Raw genomic sequence first — 16,729 nt, forward strand, 5'->3', positions numbered from 1 at the left:
AATTGGCGCATTCAACGCGCAGAATACTGACTCATCTTTCCATGACGTATCAAAAGAACCTGCACCTATCTCGCCTAATATCCTTTCTTTCCATGCGCCCGCCGGTACCAAGAGACAGACGCATCGCGCCTTCCCTATACTTCTCCCATGGACAAAAGAACCCTTATCAAGAATGTTTCGGTAGCCTTCCTCGCCCAGGGGGTGAGCATGCTGCTGAGCATCGTCCAATCGCTGATTGTCCCGAAGCTCCTCGGCACCGAACAGTACGGCTATTGGCAGCTCTTCATCTTCTACATAGGCTATGTCGGCTTCTTTCACCTAGGGCTCAATGACGGTGTCTACCTCATCAAGGGAGGGCAGTCACGCGACCAGATTGACAGACGGTCGGTCAACTCACAGTTCGTCTTCGCTCTATCGTTCCAACTGGTCATGGCCATCGTCATCGTCGCGATAGCCGTCCTTGGAGGCTTTGGCCCCGAGCGGGAGTTCGTTATTGTCTGCACGGGCATCTTCCTCGTCATACAGAACGCGGCGACATACTTGACCTTCCTACTGCAGGCAATGAACGAGACCAGGCTCTCCTCCTACTCGTCCATTGTCGAGCGCCTGTCTTTTCTCGTCCCACTCCTATTACTCCTAACGGGGCGGATCCATGCGTTCGAGCCATACGTCATCTCCTACATCTTTTCAAGTGTCGTGCAGCTTGGCTTCTGCCTGTACCTACTACGGGACTTTACAAAATCTGGCATCCTAGCACCGAGCCAAGCCGCCCGGGAGGGTATCCAGAGCATCCGCGTGGGCATCAAGCTCATGCTTGCAAACATCGCCAGCCAGCTGGTTCTCGGCATCGCGCGCTTCGCCATCGATGCGACGTGGGGCATCAAGACATTCGGAGAGCTCTCGCTCGCTCTCTCCATGGTCAACTTCTTCCTAGCGTTCGTCTCACAGGCAAGCATGGTGCTCTTCCCTGCCCTCAGGCAGAGCAGCGCCCAGTCCGCCAAGCACTTCTACACCGTGGCCCGCGATGCGATGGGACTCGCCTTCCCTGCGGTCTACTTGCTGTACCAACCGATGACCTGGCTCCTCGGACTGTGGCTGCCCCAGTACGCGCATAGTTTCGTTTTCTTCATCTATCTGATGCCCCTCTGCGTCTTTGACAGCAAGATGAACATTACATGCACCACGTTCTTTAAGGTGCGCCGCGAGGAGGCGGTGCTATTCAGAATCAATGCGTGCATTGCGTTGCTCAGCGCCCTCGGCACCTTCCTAGGAACCAACGTCTTCCACTCGATCTACATGGTCATCGGTTCCGTCGTCTTGGCAATCATAATCAGGAGCCTCTACTCAGAGAGCTACCTCAACCGTGCCATCGGCGTCCCACCCACCAGCATCGGAATATGGGAGCTTGTATTGACGGGAGCCTTCGTCACCATGACGATTCTCCTGCCTCCCCTCGTAGCAACCACAGCGTACCTGTTGTTCTATGTGGCATTCCTCGTCGCCAACGGGAACCGCGTCCAATCAACCTACAAAGCCCTCAGAACATAGGGTGCCAGCGCGGTCGGTCTCACTGCGCACATGGGTCCCGAACGAAAGCCCACAATGATACGGTATGCGCAAGGCCACATGCGCCAACGACTACCATGGGGACAACGTGATGCTATTCAACCTGCTTCTTGCAATCGTCTTGCTCATCGAGTTCTGGCTCTGCTTGACGAAATCGGACTTCGAGCTCCTGTCACCCGCACCCCTCAACACCCTTGTCTTCTGTCTCGCCGCCGCGCTCTCCATCCTGGGAATGCGTACCTGGAACGAAGTGCCTCTCAAGGTGGACGGTTTCTCCTTTCTGTTGCTTGGCTGCACGTGCTTCGCTCTAGGGGCACTTCTCGTGCGAGCGTTTTGGCAAACCAGAAACCCCCGAGGTCGACACTATGCCAGGCCAGGTAGTCTAGACAGCCACCACACCCACTCTTTTGAGGTGGCCTCATGGAAGTACCTCGTCCTCTTCGTCGTGGTCATCGCCGCCGCAGCCATCCGCATCCACGACATGACCGAGATGGCAGCTGGGGCAGGCAAGCGCTTCGAGAGCTACGTCGACCTTGCGAAGTGGGCTCGACAAGTCACCAGCAGCTCGTTCTCAACCTCTAATATCCGCATGGGAGAAGGGTTCAGCCTGGTATCTCGGCAGGCCGATAAGCTCGTAACTGTCATCGCATACTGCTCCGTCTTCTTCTCAGTACGGAGCATCGCAGATGCTCGTGGCTGGAAAGGAATCGTTCCTCCCCTGTCCTGCCTTCTGGCAACGTGCGGATACACCATTCTCATGGGCAGCCGAGGCCCCATTGCGAACTACGCCTTCGCAAGTGCCCTGGCTTTCTTCCTCCTGCAACTCCGAGACGGACGCAGTGCGAGACTGATTACCAAGAAGATGATCACCATCGGTGGCATCGCTGTCTTGCTTGGCATCCCGTTGTTCTACTTCTCGTCCGCGCTTGTGGGGAGAATGGCATCAAGCTCGCTCGACAGCTACATATCGTTCTATGTGAGCGGGGGGCTTCCCTCGTTTCAGCTCGCTCTCGACAGAGGCATTGCGGCATCCCCATACCCAGGCATGCGCAGCTTTTACAACCTGTACGTCTTTGCCTACAAGTTCGGAATCATCCATAGCCTTCAGCCCTACGCATCCGACTTCGTCCGCATAGGCAACCATGACAGCAATATCTACACGATGTTCTTCAGATACTTCGCCGACTTCGGCATAGCGGGCATCATCGTCCTGGGCACTGCAGCAGGAGGTATCTTCGAGGCGATGTACGAGTACGCCCGAAGGCACACCATCCCCGCAGTCGTCGTGCCCTTCTTGTACGTAGGGAGCAACCTATTCGATCTCGAGCGTGAGGAGTACGTGTTCAGCAGAATGCTGAACACGAGCGTGCTGGTAATCGTGGTGCTCGCCGTCATCGTAACGCTCTGGCTTACCGGAAGCCTAGGTACGTATATCTTGCAACTCCGTCGGCATATGCGCGGAGCACTTAGACGTGAGGATGCCTTAGACGATATTTAGCTCCATATACAACCATGCAGGCAAGATGGAGGACGCGGTAGCGTCCGGACCACAACAGGTGATAGGCCAGGCGGTCACGCGGCCTTAGGCACTTTTCGTCCAAACGGTGGACGCCACTTTCGCAAAACGTCTGACGTAAGGACTCGTAAAAGGGACGATTCGCCTCCAGGCTGACACTCGCCCCACTTTTGCTCGAGATGCTGAGACCGTTATGCAGATAGAAGCACATGCACTTCGCGTATATGTCTGGCCTCCTGCCAGAGAATCCATTTCTGTCAAGCAACCTCGTTTCTGCCAAGGCCGCCAAGCGAAGGCCAAGGAAGTAGTCATCCCGAATTTTCATTGACGCACTGTGCGACGCGCGCTGAGACCAGACGTAGAGAACAGAGGGGTTAAGGGCTACGCCGTTGGCCACTTCCATAAACCGTGCGTTGAAGATGTGGTCTTCGTAGCCGCTCCTCAGCCTCTCATCGAACTTGATGCCATTCTCAAGGATGGTCGACCGTCGGTACATGCCAGTCCAGACTCCCGAGCCTGCTGTCATGACCGTATCGTAGTGCTCGACGACGTCATCACCCCACAGCACCTCCTCCTTGGAGGGGCACAGCACGTCCGTCCGGCACACCCGCCCGCCCATGATGAGGTCGTGCCTGCGACCGAAGCGGACGCAGTCGACACCATACCTGTATGCCAGATTAAAGTTGGCAGACAGAAAGCCCGGAAGGCACTCGTCGTCGTTGTCGCAGAAGGAGACGTACTCTCCCCTTGCGTATTCGATTCCCAGGTTCCTGGCCCGGCACATGCCACCGTTTTCGAGATGGAAAACGCGTACCCTTTTATCGTGAGCTGCCATGTCGTCACAAATCGATCCACTGCTGTCGGACGATCCATCGTCCATCAGCAGAACCTCAAAGTCCTCGAAGTCCTGCTGCAGCAGTGTTTCTACGGTATGGCGTACGAACTCATCCGAGTTGTATACCGGCACGATTACGCTCACGCGCACGCCGACGGCCATGTCAGGGGCAGACGGGGTCAAGGTTCTAGTCCTCCCGGGGTTCGTCCTGCTCTTCCAGATACGCGATGGTACGAAGCATGGCCTCGCCAAGGTCGACCTGCGGCTCCCAGCCAAGACGTCGAAGCTTAGAAGAATCGAGGAACAGCCTGACGTCCGCCGCATAACCACTGGAATTTTGCTCGTCGACATCTATGACAACCCGACTCCCCCTTGTGGGAAAGACCCTAGTGGCAAAGTGCGCAAGCTCACGGATAGTCATGTGGGTTGACTCGTTGGAGACGTTGTATGCCTCTCGGGCCTCACCCTTCAGGAGTACTAGAAGGATGGCCCTCACCGCATCGGAAGCATAGACGTAGTTTCCCTCCGAAAGACCCCTCGTCTTGAGAACGATATCGTCTCCCGCTGCCGCCTTGCGAGCGAACTGGACGACGGCTCGACTTTCCGTGCGGCCTACACCGGCGCCAAAGGTTTGAGCCAGCCTGAGGATTGACACGTCGAGGCCGTGCTGCACCGCAAAAGCGACGCAGAGGTTCTCGCACAGTCTCTTACTTTCCGGGTAACAGGAGCGCACTGACCCCAGATCGATGAAGCCGAGCTGGTCTTCTCCCACCCTGTCTTTCCCCGGAATCGTCCCGTACACCTCCATCGATGAGAGGTATGCCATGCGTGCACGCTTTTGGACAGCCATTCCTAGGACCGACCTAGTCCCACAGACGGACAGGTCGATGACATCGACGGGACGTTCTACCATGAGCTTCGACTGTGTGATCGCGGCACAATGGACGATATAGTCAACTTCCCCGTCTATCTTGGGCACGTCGTGCATAAGATCGCAGACCACCAGATCAAGCTGGCCACAGTGGGGCACGAAGGTCCTCCGCGCCTTCGACCCATCGCGCACGACGGCCATGACCCTTGTGTCTATCCCATATGTCTCGCGGGCATAGACGAAGCCCTTCACTATAAGCGAGCCGACGAGTCCTGTAGCGCCCGTTACGAGGACGGTCTTCCCATGGAACGGCTCGAACTCGTCCCTGGGAATGCGGGAAAAATCCTCGTCGAGCACACGGGACCAAACGACAGGCACCATCGGCTTCCTCCGGTCCGAATTCGAACAATGCCTAGCTGACATAGATCTGCTCGTTCTCGCGCGCATCAAGTATTGCCCTCATGGCAAAGAAGTCACCAGGGGTCGTGATCTTGATGTTCTCCTCAGGCCCATCAATCAGATGCAGGGAATGGCCATACTCCCGCATCATGGACGCTGAGTCGACAAAATCCTGCCGACCCTCTGCAATCGCCCTACGATGCGCACGCAGAATCTCATCAAGCCAGAAGCTCTGGGGTGCCCTTGCAAGACGGATGCTACTGCGTGCAGGGATGTCCCTGACGGCCCCATCCCCATCAATCTCCACGACTGTCTCCTTGGCTGATACGCAAGTAATGGCAGAGCCGAAGGAGCGCACCGATGAGATGCTGTCATCGATTGTCTTCTCACAGATAAGGGGTCTAACGCCATCATGCACGAGCGCAATGCTTCTTTCACCTGCAGCAAGCTCCTCGGCAGCACAGAGCGCATTATAGATGGACTCTTGGCCCGTGGAACCTCCGTGCACGACCCTCTCAACCTTCGAGAGGCCATGTTCGACCATGAGTTCTTTGCAGTACGCAATCCACTCCGAGACACACGAAATCACGATTGCATCGATTTTCGCATGGGCCTGGAACAGTTCCGCCGTACGAACGATGATTGGCTTGCCGTGTATGACCAGGAACTGTTTGGGGAGCTCTTTCGAGCGCATGCGACTGCCAACGCCACCTGCGAATATCACCGCAATGTTCATATGGTTCCCTTCAGAGCGACGAGACGTTGGACAGCCACTGCACAAGGAGGCGGCAACATCGCCACAAGAGCGCAAAAGGCAGATGTGAGCCACTTAATTAAGGGACACTCCCACATGGCCACCTTGAGGAACACTATACCTTTGTGGGTTAGTCACACACGGATCTGTCCCAATAGAAATCATCGGGGTGCGGAAGTCGCTCCTCTTCAGGCGGGAGCTGCATGTAGTCGCCATAGATATTTGATAGATATTTATCGTAATTCCTGTATCCGAGAAGCTCAAGGCCCTCGAACTCGAAGCTCGTTTGAGGAAGCATGTCCGCTTTGGCCCAACGCTCCTTCAAGCCGTACATACCAGTAATCCCACCGACGAATTCGGCAGTTTCGAAGGGCAGCTGGGAACAGACCGCATCAAGCCTCTTCGCGATGCGATAGCTGCCGTAGAGCTTGAGAAAAGGACGGACCATGTCCTTTGCCAGGGCGACCTTCTTGCCACGGTTGCTCATTCCTTTGCGTGACGTGCTCAGCAGAAGAATCCGTCGCAAACGCTCGATGTGCTTAACCTGATGATAAAAGGCGATGTCATCGGCTGGCACCCCATCATGCGGAAAGATGTCCAGGCCGAAGTAGGGGCAGTCGTCATCGGACGCATAGCGCGCATCTCTTAAGACGGCGTGGCTAACGTACCTGGCATAGTGCCGCGGAAAGGTCTCGTCCCTCAAAGAGACCACACTACGTTTGGCAGGAAGACTGGCTTTTCCCTCCAGACACAGGACGAGTAGGCGCTCATAGTCCGGACGAGGCATCGAGACGTCTACGTCATCGTCCCAAGGTATGAAGCCGTGATGTCTTACCGCACCAAGCAAGGTCCCTCCCACGATGTCATAGCGAAGGTCATGGCTGCGACACAGGGAATCGAACTCCGCGAGAAGCGTGCGCCCCACCGAATGAATCTCGTCGATGGTCAAGGGACGCTGCCGTGGCATCACGGTAACGTCCGCGCTAGTCATTGATAATTTCCGCACTGTGCTTGTTCCTATCGCTCTCAGGAGGAAACTCCATGTACTTTGGACCGTAAATCGTCTTACACACCGTCTTGTAATCGCATGGTCCGACGAGTCGCTCGCCTTCGAACGAATAGGTGGTACCCGTCGCGAAAGAACTACGGGGAAAGATCTCGTCAAACCCAAAGGCCGCAAGGAAATTCAGGACATCATGGGTATCTGAATCATAAGGGCAGGACATGAGCACCCTGTTAAGCGACCTCAGGCAGCTCTTATAGGGAATGATGCGTCCAAGCCACTTGAAACAAGAGGCAAGCTTGACAGATAGTGCCCCCAGAGGACTTCGTCTGCGACGTTGGTCCACCAGCTCGTCGAACTGGACTATCTGGTTGAGATTCCACCAGAAGCTCAGACGTATTTTATGCAGCGTTCGTAAGGCTGCGGAATCAGGAATGCCATCAAGGGGAATGAGATCAATCCATGCGTACTCGATGCGCGGTATGTTCGCCATGCGATTTATCTCTCGCATGTTATGGCTGACCATGCGAGCCCATGGGTACCGGTATGTGTCGTCGTCTTCAAAGGTGCATAGTGCAAAAGGTTCACGGAACTCATCATCTGGAAGCGTGATGAAGCGCTCGTAATCCCCCCGCGGCATCGCAATGTCAACGTCGTCATCCCAAGGGATGAAGCCATGGTGTCGAACAGCCCCGAGAAGCGTCCCTCCCAACAAAAAGTACCTGAGGTCGTGCTTCTTGCAAAGGGCGACGAACTCTTTGAGGATGTCGAGTTCCTCGAGCTGCATGCGACGAAGGTCACCAGTAGCGACCATGTCCATCTGAGTTTGATTCATAGATGTAGGTGCAACGCTAGGCGATTTGCGTCACGTTCCTCCCGTCAACGAAGTCAGACATGACTCTCACGATGGCACGCGAGGTCTCTGGATCGATATAGCGTGTCCTCGTACCACTCTCGGCCATTCGCACAAACGACGCAAGCTGATTACGAATTCCAGCACCGTCAAGCTGGTAGAAATAACGTCTGTTGTTCGCAGGGTTCTCGAATCTGAGCTCAAAGTAGTCTGTTCTCCACCAAGGAGCAGGGACATAGGCATACCCGCGCGTTCCCGAAACAACGAGGTCTCCCTCCGACTTCACGCCCTTCCCCACGATAATTGACGCGACCGCATCAGGAAACACAAAATCAGCCTTGGTAAAGGCGTCGAGCTTCCTACTCGTTTCGAAACGACGGGAGACCATGTGCAAATCAGAGAAATCCGTTCCGAGCATCTGAAAAACCGGCAGCATGGCAATCGGGCCCCACTCTCCCATGCTGCCCCAGACGCCAGCAGGAATCTCAGGAGATGACCCTATTCCCTCGATCAGGCTCGTGCACGTGGCATCGACCGACGTCACCTTACCTATCACTCCACTCTTCACAAGAAGACACAGCCTCTTGAATGCAGTGCTGTAGGCGGGACGAATCGCCTCGACAAGACGAACGTCCGCCTTATGCGCAATCGCCTCAAGCTCTTCGAAATCGTTTAGGTCAAGGGCGATGGGCGATTCGCAAAGCACATGGATACCACGCTCCAGGGCTTGTTTTATCTGCTCAAAGTGCTCCGAAGGAGTAGAGGCGATGTAAATCGCATCGACAGAGGCAAGCAACTCGTCAAGAGAGCCAGTGACAACCCCTAAATCACGAAGTGGGCCCTGAAGGCGTTCGGGATGACGAGCGCAGATTCCACTCACGTCGAGTCCGTTCACATACTCACTTTCGGACAGGTACTTGGTAAGAAAGGAAACGTCGCCCACGAGGCCCAAGCGCATCCTCTTTTTTTCGGAGCGTATCTGAGTGCTCGAAATCCCTTCCGTGCGGTCCAGGTAGACCACATCGCAGTACTCCTTCAGGTAGTCAAACTGCCCAACCCAATCTGAACCGACGGCGAACACATCAATGCACAGCCGCTGGATGTCATCAATCTTCTGGCCCTCATATTCCTCGACGATTATCTCGTCGGCCAGGCCCGTCTCACGCACGGACTCCATGCGTTCAGCCAGTGACTGCTGGACATTGATCTTTCCCCGTGCGACATCAAAGTCATCCGTCGTAACGGCAACCACAAGGTAGTCACCCAGAGAGCGGGCACGTTCCAATAACCTCACGTGGCCATGATGCAGCAAGTCAAAGGTACCGTATGTTATGACTTTAGTCACGGATAGTCCCACTCGCCACTTTTCGCTTGAGAAAGCTCGTTCCCTTCTTTATCCAATGCTGACTCTCCATGTTGATGACACCCATCTCGGAATAATCCACGCCATGCGCAAGAATCCAGGGATCCAATAACCTCTCCGCGACAAACCCGAATACTCTCTGATCGTTTGTGCTGTATCCAGAGGTGTCGAGCTCGTCCTCGAGTTCTGAAAGAATGCCAAACAGCCATGAGCAATACTCGTCGAACAAGTCATTTCGCATGACGAGCATGTTGAAGCGATGGCCGTGCGTCAGAGACATGCACTCGTCATAGGAACTTAGCATGGCCGGATACTTGCCCTTGATGATTTCCCTCGTGCAGTCTAGGTCCACCGAGTGATGTGCGTGCACGTACTGGCTGTAACTCGTCTCGATGAGATAGTTTCGTTCCTTCGGGAGGATGACGGGATGGCGTTCGAGCCTATATAGAAAATCGTCGCTAGAGGCAATCCGCGAAGTCTTCCCTCCCAAGGGGGAACGAGAAAAATGCCTGCGATAATGAACAAGCCCGAGATGCTTCGCGGTCACGTTCTTCCACATCCAGTACATTACTGTCAGTTCGCAGTAGCCTCTGTTCTTTTCGCTTATTCCCTCCCCCTCATCATCCCGACGCCACCCCTGGGGCAAATCGGCTGGAGCCTTGAGGGCACTGCCGGCCCAAACGGGAAGATAGGCCTCATCCTTGGGCATCCAATAGCGTTTATGCGCTGCAACTGACACGCACAGGTCTCTCATATGCCTTCTCGCAATCCGCGCAGGGGCACCACATTCCTCCCTGATGCATTTCAGGCGGTCAGTCGCTTGTGCTTCCCTTATTCGAGCGGAGACCCATCAGAAAGCCGCCGAGACACCAGAGTGTCAGACACAGCATAACCCAAAGGTATGACCATGACGCGCCATCGATTCCTTCAGCCCTTACCATCACCGGGCAGAGAATGCGAGCGATAAGGGAGACCAGGAGATATCCGAAGGTCAACATCCTTTGGTTTCGCATGATGGTGATGCCCGTAGTGAAGAGTGTTGCCAGAGCGAGCAGACCACCGCCCATAAGGAGCACAATCAAATCAATCCTGTACGGATACAGATTTGTATTATACAGAGCCCCGAGAACGGGGGCGCCTATCGTCCATGCACCCACGATGCAGCCGACTGTGATAAGAAGGATGACTATGGACTGCCACAAAAATCTTTTTGAGAACGCGTCCACTTTACCCTTGGACCATTGGAGGGCAAGGGATGCGACAATTGGATTGAAAATGAAGTTAGACAACAGGCCGACCACAAAGACGGGCATGGCAATGAAGCCATAGATCGCCTGCGCTGCGTCGTCCATAAGAGTGTCGATGGTATATTTTGGAATATTTCCTATATAAAACAGAAGAAAGAGCGAGAGAAAAAGGGGAAAGCAGGCTTTGAGGAGAGGCAGGGCTTTCGAGCTGCCACCCGCATCGAATGATGGAAGCCCATACCGTCTCCACACCCAAGCCGTCTCGGCAAGAAAGTACAGCGCGGTGTACGCCGTCGCGATGCTGAGGCTCAGGAGGAGATCACGTGTCAGGCAGACGAGCAGCGCAAAAATGGCGATCGTGGTAGACAACCGGAAACAGAGAACCTTGGCGCCAACATCAAGGTGCCCGTTTTGCTGGTAGTTTCCATGGACGGCATCCTCCAACGCATCAATGCACTTGAACAGGAGCATCACAAAGATGGTTGCCGACTTCGAAGCAGAGTATCCCATATCGCCAAAAGGAGAAAGTAGAAACGCCGAGCCGAAGACCAACATCAGGGTGCTCGTCAGCACCCTCAGCTTCGCGTATGCGATAAAGCTGTGACGCCTCTCCACGTCCGAGACCTGGTAGTTCCTTACGCCATACTTGCCCAAGTTGAGAAAGAGGTTGGCATGGGCATATGCAAGGGTCAACACACCAGCCGTGCTGACATCGCAAACATGGGTGACCACCACCAGCATGATGACGGACTGAAAGGCCATGAGCATGCTGCTTGCGGTATTCCAAAGGTACGTCGATCGACTCGTCCCCTGGCGGTCCTCCCTCGGTCTAGCATCCATAGAATTCGTTCACGAAGTCAATCACGCTCTGGCAATCCGATTCGCTGAGCGAGTAGTACATGGGGAGTCTCACGAGACGCTCGCTTTCCGCAGTCGTATATCGATCAAGCCCACGGAACTCCCCGAAGCGACGGCCTGCGGGTGAGGAATGAAGTGGTATGTAATGAAAGACGCAGCCTATAGAACGCTCTCGCGCGGTCTCGAGAAACCTGCTCCTCTCCGATAGGTCTGCACACTTGATATAGAACATATGCGCGTTATGCACACAATCCTGGGGGATGCTAGCAAGCTCAATTATCCCCTCATCTGCCAGTCCGGATAGGCCGTTCCAGTAGTGATTCCAGGTCGCCAGGCGATTCTCGTTGATGTCGTCTGCACGCTCGAGCTGAGCCCAGAGGTATGCCGCGTTCATGTCGCTAGAAAGGTAGCTGCTCCCTCGGTCAACCCACGTATATTTGTCGACCTGACCCCTAAAGAAGCGCTGTCTGTTGGTTCCCTTTTCTCTAATTATTTCAGCCAAATCGTTATACTTGGCATCTTTGATGAGAAGGGCACCGCCCTCCCCCATCGAATAGTTCTTCGTTTCGTGGAACGAAAAGCACCCGAAGTCGCCAATCGTGCCCAATGCCCTTCCTTTGTAGCTGCTCATGACGCCCTGTGCGGCATCTTCGACAACGAGCAAGCCATGCTTGTGAGCAATGCGCAGTATCTCGTCCATATCACAGGACACACCCGCATAATGCACCACAACGATAGCGCGAGTCCTGTCAGTAATCGCATCCTCGATGAGCTTCTCGTCAATGTTCATCGTGTCGGGTCGTATGTCAACAAAGACTAGATGTGCCCCAACCATCTGAAAGGCAGTGGCGGTAGACGAGAAGGTGAAGCTAGGCAGGATTACCTCGTCTCCAGCATGCAAGTCGCACAGGATTGCTGCCATCTCGAGAGCGCTCGTTCCACTCGTCGTCAGCAGGGCCTTCTGTGCCCTAAAACGTTCCTCAATCCACTCGTTGCAGAGTTTCGTAAATGGGCCGTCTCCACAAATCTTATGATTGAGCTCCGCAGCCTCTCTCACGTACGAGAGTTCCGTGCCAAGATAGGGCGGAACATTAAAGTCAATCACTCACGTTCCTCCATTCCATGATCATAGAGGGTAAAGGGAACCGAAAGTCTAGCAAGGCAGGTAAGCTTCGAGATCTTCCGGCCTGGCAGCCGTCATCACGAAATAGCCTGCACGCTCCGAGCTGTCATGGACAGATGCCTTGGAAAACAGACTGTCACTTGGAAGTTCGAACTCGACTATATCGACCCTCTCGTCATTCTGCACTTCATAAAAGGCACGAAGATCATCCTCGCCAAAGAAGAAGCGGACAGCGGCCGCATTACCCGTACAAGTAGAGTCGACCGCCGGGTCAATCCCCAAAGAAACGTCTATGACCGCTCGTACGTAGTCAATGCCCGTGGTCAGCTGAACAAGGTGGCTCCCGATACAATCCCCACCCATACGCCCCCCTATCTCCACGATATGGGGACAGTTGTTCGCGTCCATAATTACTTCAGCATGGGCCGCCCCATTGTCAATGCCAAGCGTCGCAAGGGCGTGCAACACCGTCTTACGCAGCAGGGCCTCATTCTGTGGCAGGAGGCAGCTTGGTTCAAGATGTGCCGTTTCGATAAAATTGGGTATCCCTGTCGTAAACTTTCTCGTCACTGCCAGCACCTGTCGGCGGCCAGCGAAGCAAATGCATTCCGCGCTGTATTCGGTGCCAATCACATACTCCTCGAGAACGGCCTTTCGCTCGAAGCTTTGGGAAAGGGCATCTTGGATGGCGGGTCCTATCTCCGAGCGCGAGCTTATGTATGTAACGCCCCTGCTCCCTGAACGATCGGTCGGCTTGACGATAGCGGGCAGAGCGAGGTCAAACGAATCAATATCCGCGCCCTCATCTACCAGATAGCTCTTGGGAGACGGGTCGCCCCCGGCGGCAAAAGCACGCCGCATGGCAAACTTGTTGGTCATCTTTTTCGTGTCAGACCAGGTATTGCCAATGAGCCCCAGGCAACCCGCAACGTAGTTAACGGTGATGGCGGCAAGGTCTGACGCAATGCTACAAATGCCATCTATCCCAATTGCTCGACAGACCGCTTCAATTTTCTCGTATTCCGTAATGCTGATCGGATAAAAGAAGTCCGCCTCAGACTCGCCCACGTCCCCCACTTGCCAAGCAAAGACATGCGTCTCTAAGCCAAGTTCCCTAGCACGCCTGATGAGCGGGAGCTGAAGATAGGAAGCTCCTATAATTGCCAGTTTCTTACCACTATATAAGCTGGCGTCCGAATCCCTCTGCATACGACTCTCCTATAGCTTCTGGCAAAAGATGACTGCAGAAACTTACTGTATGAGGAATGAGGACGCTGCCTGTCGATCGGCGAGCGCCTCGCAAAACTCGACGCTCTCTCCCATGACAGACACCTGTCCTATGCAGTCATTGGCGCTCTCGTATCTGTTGACGTGTGAGCCGGCGCTGCGAAATGCCTGGACCTCAAAGACCTGCGGGTCGATTGGCTTGAGGCTGACGGCGCTCAACGTACCGTCCCTGTCGGGGAGAATCATCTTTGCAAGCGTGGCGTTTGGGGCATCCGAGTCGGAGAACGTGACGGGAAGTCCAAGGGCAACCCTAATGATGGACTCGTAATAGTCGATGCCATAGTTCATGCCTACGAGCTCTGGCAGGCCGTTGGCACCGGCCCTGCCCGTGAGTTCCATGACGCGGACCTCATTGCCGCTCATTTTAAAGTCCATGTTGACTGCGCAGTTATCGAAGTCACTAGCCCGTATTGCCTTGATTGCAGCATCTCGGGCGATTTCGGCACGGTCTTCGGTTAGGTTCACCGGGCAGAAGTGTCCAACAGGAATGGGGGCATGCGACTGGAACAGAAGGTCCCCATGCAACATCACGAAACGGATGTCACCATCGACCACGCATGCCTGGGCGCCAAACTCGTCTCCCTGAAGATATTCCTCTATGAGGAACTCGTCCTCGTCACGGAACTCTCGCTCGAGGACGGATTCGGCCTGAAGCCTGTCATTCACAACAAAGACGCCGTTGCTGCTTTGTGAGTGACGCTTCTTGAGCACCAATGGATAGCCAAGCCTGACTTCTGCCTCATCAAGATCGCGAGGCTCTCCCTTGGAAATCACGCAGTCAGCCACAGGGACCCCGGCATCCAAAAGGGCACGCTTCTGGAGCACCTTGTCGAATGAGGAGCGAGCCACCTCCTGCGAAATCCCTCTGAACCCAAGTGCGTCATTCACCGCCCCAAGCGCCTCGACCCCTGTGTCCATGCAGCTTGTCACTACAGCATCGATGTTAAGGCTCTTGGCTGCAGCAACCACTTCCGCAGGGCGCGTTATGTTAACGAAGCATTTTTCGTCAGCAACCGCCAGTCCAGGATAATCACCATCGAGCCCAGCGGCTATGGTAACAAGTCCCATCCGATGCGCGGCGGCATACAGACCCATTTGTCCTCTACCAGCACCGACAACCATTATTCTGCGCCGAACGGACATCACAACCCCCTATGTATCTCCCTTAGAAGTGCCGTCAAAAAATCAGAGCTTTCCGAGCAATATGAGAACATCGTTGAATAACCTAATGATAGGCGAGAAAGATTTGAACTTTGAGTCAAAGATTAGGTGAAATCTCTTGCCGAGACTCTCACGGTACAGGGCGACTGCCCTTAGCTCAGCGAGCTTGTCAGGGTAGACGGCCTCATAATTGCGCAGAACCTCGCGCGCGTTCTTCTCATGAATGTTGCTCCGGGGGCCAAGGCGGCGGGAGAGGTAGTCAAAATTCTTTAGAAGGTGATCAAGCGGATTGGTCGACGTAATGGAGAGGTTCGACCCTGTCTGGCGGTATAGAATGTAGGACCTATTGTCATACACGACGGTCCCAAGCCAAAAAGCGACAAGGGCGACGTAGGTGTCATGCCCTGAAATCTCCCCGACCTGAATGGGCGCCAACAACCTTTGTAGTGCATCGTTGTAGACCATCGTGCATCCGCGTATCCCAATGAAGACAGAGAGCATGTACTTGTCTATCTTTCCCTCCCAAGCGTTCGCCTTCCTGATGAAGTTCTCTTCCGCATCGACGACGTCAAGATCCGAGTAGTAGCATGCAGGCAACGAGGAGTCGGTCTGCTGAAGCATCTCAACTGCAGACAGAAGCTTCTCGGGCAGCCAGAAGTCATCTTGATCAGAGAATGCGTAATATGCCTTCGAGACGCAAGGGCAATTGTTCACAAGCCACATAAAAGATTTGATATACCCCACATTCTCTCCAAGGAAAACGCTCATGTTGCTGTTTTCACGAGCGTACCGTTTGAGCAAGGCGACGGTATTGTCCGTTGATCCGTCATCCCTCACCATCAAGCGGACGTCCACCCCCGACTGCCCTAGTATGCTATCGAGTTGGCGAGAAAGGAATTTTTCTCCGTTGTAGGTTGAGAGTAGGACGAATACCTTCTCCATCGTTGCCTCCCACAAAGTATGACAAATATCAGAAATTTATTTTTCTTTTATTACATACTGAGGATATTGGTTCACTGAGATAAATATTCTTCCTATATATTCACCCAGCAAACCGAGCTGCAGCATTATCAAGCCCGCACAGAGCAATATCACGATGGTGAGGGAACGGTAGCCGCTGGAAACGCCTGGATTTATTAGCTTGCAGACTATCGAAAACAATCCCATGGCGACGGCGAGAAGCGAGAGCACCCCTCCCAGTAAGGCGCCGACCCGAAGGGGCTTCGCAGAAAACGCCGTGAAGCCATTCACCCAAAGAGCAAGCGATTTGGAAAAAGTGAAGTTCGACTGCCCCACACGGCGCGGCCGCTCCTCCATGGGAACCATCACGATATCCGTCGTTATCCTTAGAGAAAGGCCTTCCAGATATGGGAACGCATTCTTATACGTCGCCATCGACTTGCAGACCACCTTGGTGCGTGCAATGAAATTCGAAAACACGACATTCTTCGGCTTTCCAAGCAGCAGGTGTGACATCTGATGGTTCATCGCACTGCCGAAGCGCTTCAATGGGGTCTGTTGCTTAACGCCATAATCTGCCATCGCCATATCATGGCCACGTTCGAGAGGCGCAATGAGTTCCCAGAGGTACTCGATTGGACACTGGCCGTCATCATCCACGCTCACGACGTAGTCTCCGGCAGCCAAAGAGTATCCCGCCAGAACTGCCGCATGTTTCCCAACATTTCCAGCGAGGCTCGCAACGCGCAGATGAGGGTCTCGGGCCGCTCTGTCTCGTAAGACCTCAAGGACCTTGTCGGGTGAACAGTCATTAACCGCCACGACCTCGTAATCGTAGGCCCCTTCTCGCATGCGCATGACAGAAGAAATTTCATCGATGACAGCGAGAATCGTCTTCTCGCTGTTGTAGCAGGGAATCACAAAACTGATCAT

At 54.3% G+C, this 16,729-nt stretch carries 15 protein-coding genes; 2 read left to right on the plus strand and 13 right to left on the minus strand.

The genetic code is table 11. From position 1 onward, the window contains the following. The first annotated feature begins 147 nt into the window (after positions 1–147). Together HMPREF1008_RS09085 and HMPREF1008_RS09090 are read left to right on the plus strand one after the other, a co-directional pair. Entirely contained in the window at positions 148–1,548 is a 1,401-nt protein-coding gene (locus HMPREF1008_RS09085; protein WP_050796684.1) for a lipopolysaccharide biosynthesis protein, read from the plus strand. Positions 1,549–1,657: 109 nt separating this feature from the next. Then, positions 1,658–3,064, plus strand: a complete 1,407-nt coding sequence (locus tag HMPREF1008_RS09090; protein WP_232202886.1) for an O-antigen polymerase — start codon at positions 1,658–1,660, stop codon at positions 3,062–3,064. On the opposite strand, the gene HMPREF1008_RS10025 is transcribed toward HMPREF1008_RS09090, so the two are convergent. The 13 genes from HMPREF1008_RS10025 to HMPREF1008_RS09155 all read right to left on the minus strand — a co-directional run bounded on the left by HMPREF1008_RS10025 (position 3,033) and on the right by HMPREF1008_RS09155 (position 16,729). Beyond that, on the minus strand, positions 3,033–4,079 hold the full coding sequence (locus tag HMPREF1008_RS10025) for a glycosyltransferase family A protein (RefSeq protein WP_050796686.1): 1,047 nt from the start codon (positions 4,077–4,079) through the stop codon (positions 3,033–3,035). The genes HMPREF1008_RS09090 and HMPREF1008_RS10025 overlap by 32 nt on opposite strands. 25 nt (positions 4,080–4,104) lie before the next feature. After that, positions 4,105–5,145 (minus strand): NAD(P)-dependent oxidoreductase, encoded by a 1,041-nt coding sequence (locus HMPREF1008_RS09100; protein ID WP_232202858.1) that lies wholly within the window; start codon positions 5,143–5,145, stop codon positions 4,105–4,107. Positions 5,146–5,200: 55 nt separating this feature from the next. Further along, positions 5,201–5,923 carry a 2-C-methyl-D-erythritol 4-phosphate cytidylyltransferase gene (locus tag HMPREF1008_RS09105; RefSeq protein ID WP_009279572.1) on the minus strand — a complete coding sequence of 241 codons (723 nt, stop codon included), beginning with the start codon at positions 5,921–5,923 and terminating at the stop codon, positions 5,201–5,203. A gap of 148 nt (positions 5,924–6,071) precedes the next feature. Then, complete coding sequence (locus HMPREF1008_RS09110) at positions 6,072–6,890, minus strand: phosphorylcholine transferase LicD (protein ID WP_232202859.1); 819 nt, start codon at positions 6,888–6,890, stop codon at positions 6,072–6,074. A 34-nt stretch (positions 6,891–6,924) separates the two neighbouring features. Then, positions 6,925–7,731 carry a phosphorylcholine transferase LicD gene (locus HMPREF1008_RS09115; protein ID WP_009279574.1) on the minus strand — a complete coding sequence of 269 codons (807 nt, stop codon included), beginning with the start codon at positions 7,729–7,731 and terminating at the stop codon, positions 6,925–6,927. A 64-nt stretch (positions 7,732–7,795) separates the two neighbouring features. After that, positions 7,796–9,142, minus strand: coding sequence for a Gfo/Idh/MocA family oxidoreductase (locus HMPREF1008_RS09120; protein WP_009279575.1), 1,347 nt, complete (start codon positions 9,140–9,142; stop codon positions 7,796–7,798). Beyond that, positions 9,135–9,914, minus strand: a complete 780-nt coding sequence (locus HMPREF1008_RS09125; protein ID WP_009279576.1) for a DUF4422 domain-containing protein — start codon at positions 9,912–9,914, stop codon at positions 9,135–9,137. The genes HMPREF1008_RS09120 and HMPREF1008_RS09125 overlap by 8 nt, the downstream gene beginning before the upstream one ends. Before the next feature lie 58 nt (positions 9,915–9,972). Then, a complete protein-coding gene (locus HMPREF1008_RS09130; protein WP_009279577.1) occupies positions 9,973–11,169 on the minus strand; it encodes a lipopolysaccharide biosynthesis protein in 1,197 nt (398 codons plus the stop codon). A gap of 67 nt (positions 11,170–11,236) precedes the next feature. Further along, positions 11,237–12,370, minus strand: a complete 1,134-nt coding sequence (rffA, locus tag HMPREF1008_RS09135; protein WP_009279578.1) for a dTDP-4-amino-4,6-dideoxygalactose transaminase — start codon at positions 12,368–12,370, stop codon at positions 11,237–11,239. Positions 12,371–12,418: 48 nt separating this feature from the next. Next, positions 12,419–13,597: an acetyl-CoA carboxylase biotin carboxylase subunit family protein gene (locus HMPREF1008_RS09140; protein WP_009279579.1), complete on the minus strand. Its 1,179-nt coding sequence runs from the start codon at positions 13,595–13,597 to the stop codon at positions 12,419–12,421. A 42-nt stretch (positions 13,598–13,639) separates the two neighbouring features. After that, complete coding sequence (locus tag HMPREF1008_RS09145) at positions 13,640–14,743, minus strand: acetyl-CoA carboxylase biotin carboxylase subunit family protein (RefSeq protein ID WP_232202860.1); 1,104 nt, start codon at positions 14,741–14,743, stop codon at positions 13,640–13,642. 117 nt (positions 14,744–14,860) lie between these two features. Then, positions 14,861–15,778 (minus strand): glycosyltransferase, encoded by a 918-nt coding sequence (locus HMPREF1008_RS09150; protein WP_009279581.1) that lies wholly within the window; start codon positions 15,776–15,778, stop codon positions 14,861–14,863. 36 nt (positions 15,779–15,814) lie between these two features. Further along, positions 15,815–16,729 (minus strand): glycosyltransferase, encoded by a 915-nt coding sequence (locus tag HMPREF1008_RS09155; protein ID WP_009279582.1) that lies wholly within the window; start codon positions 16,727–16,729, stop codon positions 15,815–15,817.

The sequence above is a fragment of the Olsenella sp. oral taxon 809 str. F0356 genome (assembly GCF_000233535.1).
Classification (GTDB): Bacteria; Actinomycetota; Coriobacteriia; order Coriobacteriales; family Atopobiaceae; genus Olsenella_I; species Olsenella_I phocaeensis.